Here is a 2,446-nt window from a genome sequence, read left to right on the forward strand (position 1 = left end):
ACCCCATTTGGGAAAATTATCTGGCAGATTACGCCACTGACCACCGATGCGTAGTTGCCATAAGATCGCATCAACAATATCACGCAACTTATATTTTCCTTTTTGTTGATTGCAAAGTAGAAGCTATCCAGCTTTTTTACATAAATTTTAGCATAATTTTATTTTTAAACATGCTCTTATACGATTTTGTCTTGAGTACTTTTTATCTGCCAAATTTATATAATTCTGGTCTTAATCTAAATTCTGATTTAAAAAATACTGAGATAGAAAGCAGTAATACGATTTATAACTAAAAATTTCGCATATTCATCGTTTCTTTTTCCTTTCTACTTCGTTTAAAAAATAAACCGTAGCTATAGCTATGCTTGATTTTTTTGCCTTGCATAAAGAAAAAATAATTCAATGAATTTATACGAATTTTTTAATCACAAATCGTATAATTTCTTGTGTAGACAAAAATAAAATTAATTCTAATTCTTAGATGAAATCATTGTAAATTGAATCAAATTGTTTTTTAATTCAGAAAAGCGGTTATGTTACCGAATTTTTGATATTCTTTTTAATAAATCATAGCCAGAAATAATCCAGAACCCCTTCACTCTCGTATAGAGAAAACTTTTTTTAGCCCGAAACTCAAAAATGAGGTATACAACACTATTATTTATTCTTCCTTGTTGATCTTATTTTTTTTCTTCAGACATTGTCTTCATTACTTTATAGACTATCTCAGAAGTAGATGCTAAATATTTAAAGTTTACAGTAGTATATTTATCAGAAGCTTGATGCACATAAGGAGAGTTATCACCGTTCTGTAATTCTGCAGTTATGGTAATAGTTTCATACCCTAATGTAGAAAACACTCGTGTTTCTGGTGTAGAAACTTTTCTTTTAAAAACAGGAACCGAGGATTCTAACCTATATGCAGATTCTAAACTAATATTGGATGCTAAAAGCTCGATAGCTCTGTCTTCATCATTATCCCATCCCATATAATCTACACGATGCATAGAATGTACATTGAATTTTTCATCCTTTAATTTTTTAACAAACATTCTACATCCAATCATATTGGTTTCCTGTTGATCAAAAAATACGATTATAAAATTTCTGGATCTATTGGGAAGCTTTACCAGTTTTGTTGCGACATAATATGCCAATGCTACTCCTGTAGCATTATGCACAGCCCCAGGACTACCTTCTGTAGTATCATAATGTGCACCAAAAATTACATATTCATTACTCCCATTTGTCGAAGGAATCTCTGCATATATATTGGATCCAGTGTATTGCTTTCCTTTTTTATCCTGAACATTATAAGAGTTTCTGCTCGGTTTTAATCCAATTTCCTTTAAAGAATTAAACAAATAGTCAGCCGCAGTTTTTCTTTCTGATGTACTGGATCTACTAGATAATTTTTTCTTACCTTTTATAGGAATATATCCAGTAAGTTTTCCCACCATATCCTTTTGAGCATTAATAATTTCTGCTTCTCGTACCACATCATCTGATTGTGACAGAGAAACCTGAATGCAAAAAAGAAAAAGTATTAATAGCGGTGTATATCTATAATTTTTCATTTTTAAAATTTAGTATTCCTAATTTTTCCTAGTATAAACAAATTTATAAAACAATAAATAATTATACAATTAGTATTTTTAATGTCTACAAATTATTAAACTTATTTATGTCTTTTCCAAAAACTATACCATTATTACTATTGACACTTTTTTTGTGTATTCAATGCAAAAATGAAGATTCATCAAAGAATCCATTAATAGCCTCAGAAAACTGGAGAAAAGAAACGTTTGATTTCCCCCTAGCATTCGCTCCTTCTCTAACTCACAAAGGTACAGAATATGTTCGATTTACACCCGGATGGAGTGAACAAGATTCTAAAGATTTTTTTTCTTATGTTTTTCTTTGGGATATTGATAAAAATCCTCGGTTATCTGCGAGAATGCTGGAGACGGAAATGGAAGTATATTTTGACGGAATTATGCACAATATTTCTAAGAAAAATTCTAAACATTTACAAGAGATTCCAAAGGCTAAAGCTTTTTTTGAAAAATTAAATGAGCATTCTTATGTTGGAAAAATATTAACGTATGATGCTTTTTTTACTAAGAAGGAGATTAGCCTTACTATCACAGTAGAATACATTCCTTGTGACATCCTTAAAAAGCAATTGGTTTTATTCAAAATTTCGCCACAACAAATTAATCATCCAGTATGGAATAAGCTAAATTCAATATCTATAGATTTACAGTGTTCCTGAATAAGTTCATGTGTATGTACCTAAACTATCCTTTGAATTTACTGTAGGGGACCTCTATTAATTGGTTTTTAAAAATATTCTATATCTATTCTGCTATATTTTTACTTTCAAAAATGATCGTTATTTTTTCATTTCAACTCGATTTTGTGTAAGTTATTGTTTTATAGCTAC

General features: G+C 29.7%; 3 protein-coding genes. 1 reads left to right on the forward strand and 2 read right to left on the reverse strand.

Going from position 1 to position 2,446, the window contains the following annotated elements; genetic code table 11:
• Together F0000_RS28740 and F0000_RS27035 are read right to left on the reverse strand one after the other, a co-directional pair.
• On the reverse strand, positions 1-87 hold an 87-nt coding region (locus tag F0000_RS28740), incomplete at its 3' end, for a transposase (RefSeq protein WP_149627812.1).
• A 593-nt stretch (positions 88-680) separates the two neighbouring features.
• Positions 681-1,577, reverse strand: a complete 897-nt coding sequence (locus F0000_RS27035; protein ID WP_149627810.1) for a M28 family metallopeptidase — start codon at positions 1,575-1,577, stop codon at positions 681-683.
• Positions 1,578-1,684: 107 nt separating this feature from the next.
• Here F0000_RS27035 and F0000_RS27040 point away from each other — a divergent pair, with 107 nt between their 5' ends.
• Positions 1,685-2,275 (forward strand): hypothetical protein, encoded by a 591-nt coding sequence (locus F0000_RS27040; RefSeq protein ID WP_149627811.1) that lies wholly within the window; start codon positions 1,685-1,687, stop codon positions 2,273-2,275.
• Positions 2,276-2,446: the final 171 nt, after the last annotated feature.

It is taken from the genome of Aquimarina sp. RZ0 (assembly GCF_008370685.1).
In the GTDB taxonomy this organism is placed as follows: Bacteria; Bacteroidota; Bacteroidia; order Flavobacteriales; family Flavobacteriaceae; genus Aquimarina.

Bases quoted from the DNA above. Each gene is read 5' to 3' on its own strand.
- F0000_RS27040 (WP_149627811.1), top strand. From the start codon at position 1,685: ATGTCTTTTCCAAAAACTATACCATTATTACTATTGACACTTTTTTTG.
- F0000_RS27035 (WP_149627810.1), bottom strand. From the start codon at position 1,577: ATGAAAAATTATAGATATACACCGCTATTAATACTTTTTCTTTTTTGC.